The organism is Mesorhizobium sp. M7A.F.Ca.US.002.01.1.1, from assembly GCF_004022955.1.
Taxonomy (GTDB): domain Bacteria; phylum Pseudomonadota; class Alphaproteobacteria; order Rhizobiales; family Rhizobiaceae; genus Mesorhizobium; species Mesorhizobium ciceri.
The window spans coordinates 1-5,744 of sequence record NZ_RZQE01000393.1 but is presented as its reverse complement, the minus strand read 5'-3'; the positions used below and the strand labels follow the sequence as shown (position 1 = coordinate 5,744).

Annotated in this window: 5 protein-coding genes; 3 read left to right on the top strand and 2 right to left on the bottom strand. The window is 60.9% G+C overall.

Annotation, left to right across the window (positions count from 1 at the left end):
- Positions 1-356: glycosyltransferase family A protein (locus tag EN932_RS27585; protein WP_128369218.1), on the bottom strand; the 356-nt coding region annotated here is incomplete at its 3' end.
- Positions 357-600: 244 nt separating this feature from the next.
- Between EN932_RS27585 and EN932_RS27580 the strand changes: the two genes are divergently transcribed.
- Positions 601-1,833, top strand: a complete 1,233-nt coding sequence (locus tag EN932_RS27580; RefSeq protein ID WP_128338221.1) for a glycosyltransferase — start codon at positions 601-603, stop codon at positions 1,831-1,833.
- Here the strand turns inward: EN932_RS27580 and EN932_RS27575 are convergent.
- Positions 1,826-3,016 (bottom strand): glycosyltransferase family 1 protein, encoded by a 1,191-nt coding sequence (locus EN932_RS27575; RefSeq protein ID WP_337123980.1) that lies wholly within the window; start codon positions 3,014-3,016, stop codon positions 1,826-1,828. The genes EN932_RS27580 and EN932_RS27575 overlap by 8 nt on opposite strands.
- A 134-nt stretch (positions 3,017-3,150) precedes the next feature.
- Here EN932_RS27575 and EN932_RS27570 point away from each other — a divergent pair, with 134 nt between their 5' ends.
- Positions 3,151-4,428, top strand: a complete 1,278-nt coding sequence (locus EN932_RS27570) for a glycosyltransferase family 1 protein (protein WP_024505414.1) — start codon at positions 3,151-3,153, stop codon at positions 4,426-4,428.
- A gap of 39 nt (positions 4,429-4,467) precedes the next feature.
- Positions 4,468-5,574: a glycosyltransferase family 2 protein gene (locus EN932_RS27565; RefSeq protein ID WP_206618967.1), complete on the top strand. Its 1,107-nt coding sequence runs from the start codon at positions 4,468-4,470 to the stop codon at positions 5,572-5,574.
- Positions 5,575-5,744: the final 170 nt, after the last annotated feature.

Genomic DNA, 5,744 nt, shown 5'->3' with positions numbered 1-5,744 from the left:
GCACCGTCCCTGACGACCGTGCCCATCACCACCGCCCATCCGTCATTTTCCACGAAAGCTTTCTCGACCTGCTGCAGATATTCGGCGGACGGAACGAAATCATCGTCGAAGAACGTGATGATGTCGAAGCGCCCCAGGGAAGGTACGAGAGCCCTGTTCCGCTGGGCAGCCAGTCCTTTCGGTCCGAAAACGAGTGACACCTGGAAAGGACAGCTTTCCGGCAGGTCGACATGCGAGGCGTCGGGCGCCGACACTATGACCTCATCAGGAAGCCTCGTCTGGCCGCCCAAATATCCAAGCAAACGCCCGACCTGTCCGCTGCGGCCAAGCGTCGGGATGATCACTATGAGTCTCATGCTCGATCCAGCTTCGGTTCCGCCGAAACCTAGACCGACGAGTGGACCGACACAGCCTGCATAAAAGGAGACGGGAGGAGCCTGGCCTACCGCCGGACACAGGCTTTCGGAGTATCCCGGTGACGGACCACATCCGCAAGTATTAGATGGCCATGCGCCCGTAGCGGTGTGTAGCCGATCGGACAGCTTGCCGGAGCAACGACATGGAATGGAGACTGCCAGCCTTATGAGGCTAGGGGGAACCATGCTCCACGAACGCTCTTCCGATTTGGCCGTCGCTGCCAAGATCGATGTATCCATCGAAGAATTGCCGGCCGCGCCGGGGCCCGGCTTCGACAGCAATGCCAGGATAGCGGTCGTTCATGACTGGTGCCCGAATTTCCGGGGAGGGGAAAGGGTTCTTGCGCAAATCTGCAAGCAGTTCCCCAACGCCGAGGTCTTCACGCTTTTCGATTTCCTGCCACAAGAGGTGAAGGAGCAATATTTCCACGACGTGGAATTCCATACGTCTGCGGCCAACCGGATACCGATGGTCCATAAATTCTATCGATCCCTCTTCTTTTTCTGTCCCTTTCTGATCGAGCAATTCGACGTGACGGGCTACGACGCGGTGATCTCGTCGTCGGCCGCCTTCTCGCGCGGCGTCATCACCAGGCCGGACCAGCCGCATCTGTGTTATGTGCACAGTCCCGTCCGCTACGCCTGGGATGAACAATTTTCCTATCTTCAGCAGGGACGGCTTGGTTTCGGCCCCAAGGGAATGCTCTATCGCTACATGCTCCATCGCCTGAGGACATGGGATACGAGAACCGCGCACGGTCCGGACCTGATGCTGGCGAACTCGAATTATGTCCGCTCCCGTATCCAGCACATTTACGGGCGCCAGGCGCGCGTCGTTTTCCCCCCGGTCACACTGGGCGAATTGCCTTGTGTGGAGGATAAGGACGATTACTACGTTTCAGCGTCCTTCCTCGCCCCCTACAAACGCACCGACCTTGTCATCCGGGCCTTCAACGAAATGCCGTCGCGGCGACTGGTCATCGTTGGCGAAGGGCAGCAATCAGCCTGCTTGCGGGCGCTTGCCGGTCCCAACGTCACCTTCTCGGGCTACCTGCCCCGGAAAGACTATGTGGACACCCTGGCGCGGGCGAAGGCGATGGTGTTTGCGGGCTGCGAGGATTTCGGCATAGCGCTGGCCGAGGCACAGGCCTGCGGGACGCCGCTGGTCGCCTTCGGTCGCGGCGGCGCCGTCGACATCGTACAGCGGCTAGGATCATCCTCCGAGCCGACAGGAGTGCTGTTCAAGGCTCAAACGGTCGATCACCTCAAGCAGGCAGTGGAACGGTTCGAAGAGAATAGCCATGCCATTGCGCCGCGCGCTTGCGCCAGAAATGCAGGACGTTTTTCAGAAGAGAACTTCGACCGCGCGATCCTGGAATCGCTAGACGCCGTCCAGGCACTTCACGAGATCATGTGAATTCGGGAGCCCTGACGATCTTCGTTTCCGTATCGACGCCGTCTGCGGCCGCCATCGCCTGGAGATAACGCAGGCCCGTCGCCCTCCAGCTGTATTCCGCGGCTCTCGCCTTTCCCTTGCCCATCATCTGAGCGCGCAGGGCCTGAGAAGTGCGAAGCTGCACGAAACTGTCGAACCATGCGTCCTGGTCGTCTGGGGATGCAAACAGCGCTGCATTGCCACAGACTTCAGGCAGGCTGGCGCGGTCTGAAACCACGACAGGACAGCCGACGGCCATCGCCTCGAGGGCTGGGAGACCGAAGCCCTCGGTGAGCGAGGGGAAAGCCAGGCATAGCGAGTCCCCGAGGAGGGCCGCCAACTCGCCATCCGAAATGCGGCCGAGCCAGTGGATGTTTCGCGCTTCGGTCCTGGCGGATCCTGACCTAAAGACGCGCGAATCCGACATGCCGACAATCGCGATTCTGAGTCCGGCTTCGCCAAGACGATCAGCCATGTTTAGGAGGAGATCCAGATTCTTGTGAGGTGCGGCACTGCCGATCAGGACAACGGTTTCCCGCGAGGCCGCCAGCCGCGTCTGTGCTGAGTGTTCAGGCTCCCACCGCAAGGCATGCTCATGGCCGTTCGGCGCCACGAAAGCCCGTTCTGCCGGGATGACGTCGCGGCGAACCAGTTCATCCAAGGAGTAGTTGGAAACGGTCGAAATACCGCACGCCGTCTTGCCGAGGGCGGGCAACAGATTCCTGTAAAGAAGTCTAAAGGCAAATGAATAGCTCTGCGGGGCATTCCAGACGTTAGCATCATGGACGCAGACGATATGCTTGCGGGAAAGCAGCGGCCCTGTGTTGCAGAGGCTGAGCAGTCCGCTGCCATCCAGGGATGAGGGGAGCTGCACCTGTTCCCAGGCATGCCCGTTCATGCCGCCGATCTCCCGACGCTCGATGCAAGCCAGGGGGAAGTCTCCGGACCCTGGAGGGTGGAGCAGTGCAAGCTCGAGGCCGCGGGTCAGCGGGTTCTGCTCGGCCAACAAGGTGTCGAGAGCGCGCACGACCTCGCGCGCGTAACGCTGAACGCCTGTTGTCGGCTGCGAAAGAAACCGCCCATTGATCGTCCAACGTCGCGCCATGTCGTCCCCCCTTGGAACTTTCAGTGTGGAACCGTCAAGACGCCAGGTCACCATGGCCATCGGGTCATTCGGCTAAGTGGCAATCATCCGGATTGGCGACGTCGGACAGCGTACCTACCTCGAACGTTTAAGGGCCTTGGTGTTCCTGGGAATGCTAGTCTGCCTAGGGTGCCGGAAGGTCGGGGAAGCTGGACATGGCCAAGCTCGGGTTCGATACGAGGGAGTCGCCGCAACCAAGATCGGCCTGGCCGGCGAACAGACACCGTGCCGACACGCCCTTGGCCAGATCCGCTGTCGCCGGCGCCGACTTCCTGATCGGCCATCCCGCTGCGGTGTGCGCGGACCGGGAAGCGCCGAGACGGCGCTGGACGATAAATGGAGACTTCACGACGCTTCGGCCAACCGGTGTGGCCCGTTACGCCCGCGAGGTCACCTTGGCTCTCGACGCCCTCATTTCAGAAGGGCATCCGCTCGGTCGCGACCTGGAGATTGATCTCGTGGTGCCGCGTCCGCTTTCGGAACCTTTGCGCCTCGATGCCATCCCCGTCCGGGTCGTTCCTGAATTCAGCAGGCCGCGACTGCCGCAATTTTGGGTGCAGGCGCAGTTGCCCTGGCATGTGCCTGGAGGATTGCTGAGCTTCTGCAATCTCGCTCCCGTCGCGCTGAGGCGCCAGATCGCGTGTATCCATGACATGCACACAAGGCTCATGCCGTCGAGCTACGCGCGAGGATTCCGCTGGGCGCACCGCTTGATCCTGCCGGCACTTGGCAGGCAGGCCGCCCGCATCACGACCGTCTCGCAACTCTCACGCAGCCATCTGATCAAGTTCGGAATCGCGCCAGAAGAAAACATCGTCGTCACCTACAACGGCAGCGACCATGCGAACCGGTGGGATGCGGCGAGATCAACTCTGGCCGTCGACCGGAGCAGGCCGTATGTCCTCTGCTTGGGGAGGCGGGACCAGGAATATAAGAACATGGGGCTTCTCGCCAGGCTGGCCCCACACCTCGACGCGATGGGTCTTGACCTGTGGATGCCAGGCGATGTCGACGAGGCCACGCTCCTGAGGTACATCCCGCAAATGCCCGGAAACATCGTCCTTCCTGGCCGCATAGGGGACGACGACTTCAAGAAGGCGCTCGAAGGCGCCCTGTGCTTCCTGTTCCCGTCACGGATCGAGGGCTTCGGGCTGCCGGCGGTCGAGGCGATGGCTTCGGGCTGCCCGGTCGTGGCCTCGACCTCGCCATGTCTTCCCGAAATCTGCGGGGATTCGGCCCTTTATGCCGATCCCGACGACGTCCAGTCATGGGCCGAAGCCATCCGCCTGTTGATGCTAGCCCCAGACTTGCGGCAGCGTTTGGTGACCAAGGGGAACGCCAGGGCGAGCAGTTATTCCTGGCGGTGGATAGCGTGGAAATACCTCGAACTCATGATTCAGGTCGACGCCGATTTCGGGGAGTTCGGCGATTGACCGGCGGCCAGTCTTCGGATTGACCTCCAGGAGAGCACGATGGACGAGAACGACTTGCGAGCATTGGTGGCAGCCGCTCATCGCGCGCGCCGGCCTCGCCGTGTAACCACCGATCCTGGCCGCAGACCGAAACCCATGCCGACCATTTCGATCTGCATCCCGACTTACAACCGCTCGTCCATGCTGGCGGAATTGTTAGACAGCATCATCGCCCAAGCTTTGGAGGACGAGATCGAGGTCGTGGTCAGCGATGATGCTTCACCGGACAATACGGTCGCCGTGGCCGAAGGCTATAAGGGTCGCATCAAGCACTACACCTTGCTTTCCCAGCCGAAGAACTTGGGAGTGGACGGCAATTTCCTGGCGGTCGTGGAGGCGGCGAAGGGCGATTACATCTGGCTGATGGGCGACGACGACCATCTGGAACCGGGCGGGCTAGCACGGGTGCTGGAAGCGATCCGGCGTTGGCCCGGCGTAACCGGTCTAACGCTAGGCGTGATCGACTATGACGTGACGATGACGCGCCGGACCGGCATCCGTCGGATCCCGCCTACACAACTGATCGCCGATGCCGGTACGCTGTTCGCGACGATGGGTGATCTGCTGGGCTTCATGTCCGCCCTGGTGATAGACCGTGCCAAATGGAATGAGATCGCATCCGAGCCTAATGTCTCGGAATTCAAGAATTACTACGTCCAAGTTTATATCATCGGCCGTGTTGTCGAACGGTTTGGAAAATGGGGCGTGGTCCAAGAACCTTGTGTCGGCTATCGGTCGGGCAACGACCAGTTCAATATCAAGTTCGGATGGCTGGATCGCCTGAAGATCGACGTTGCCGCCTATGATCAGATTGCTTTCGCGTTGTTCGCGGACACACCCGCTGTGTGCGAAGCGTTTCGCCGCCGGATATTTGATACGCACGTGATGGCGCGGTTGAACAACGCTAAAACTGCGGCGGGACGGACCATCGCGGTGAGCGCAGCGATCAGGTACCTGTACGGCCGTTACCATGGAATGCCGCACTATTGGACCCGCGCAGTGCCGACGCTCCTTGCGCCGCAATGGATCCTGCGGAACGCACGGTCCGCCTACAAGCGGCTGTCGCCCAACTCGGGCGCGTTCCGAGCGCGTGAAATGTCCAACTGATAGATAGCGGCAGCGGGGGGTGCTACCAGATTGAGGATCGCGTCAATGGGCGCAAACGATGAAGATCGTGCAGAAGAACGGACAGGCCACCGCGAGGCCGACCTCGTAACAGAACGGTTGAGGGCTGATCGCCGATGCATTGGACCATATGCCTCAAGGGGATGCTGGGG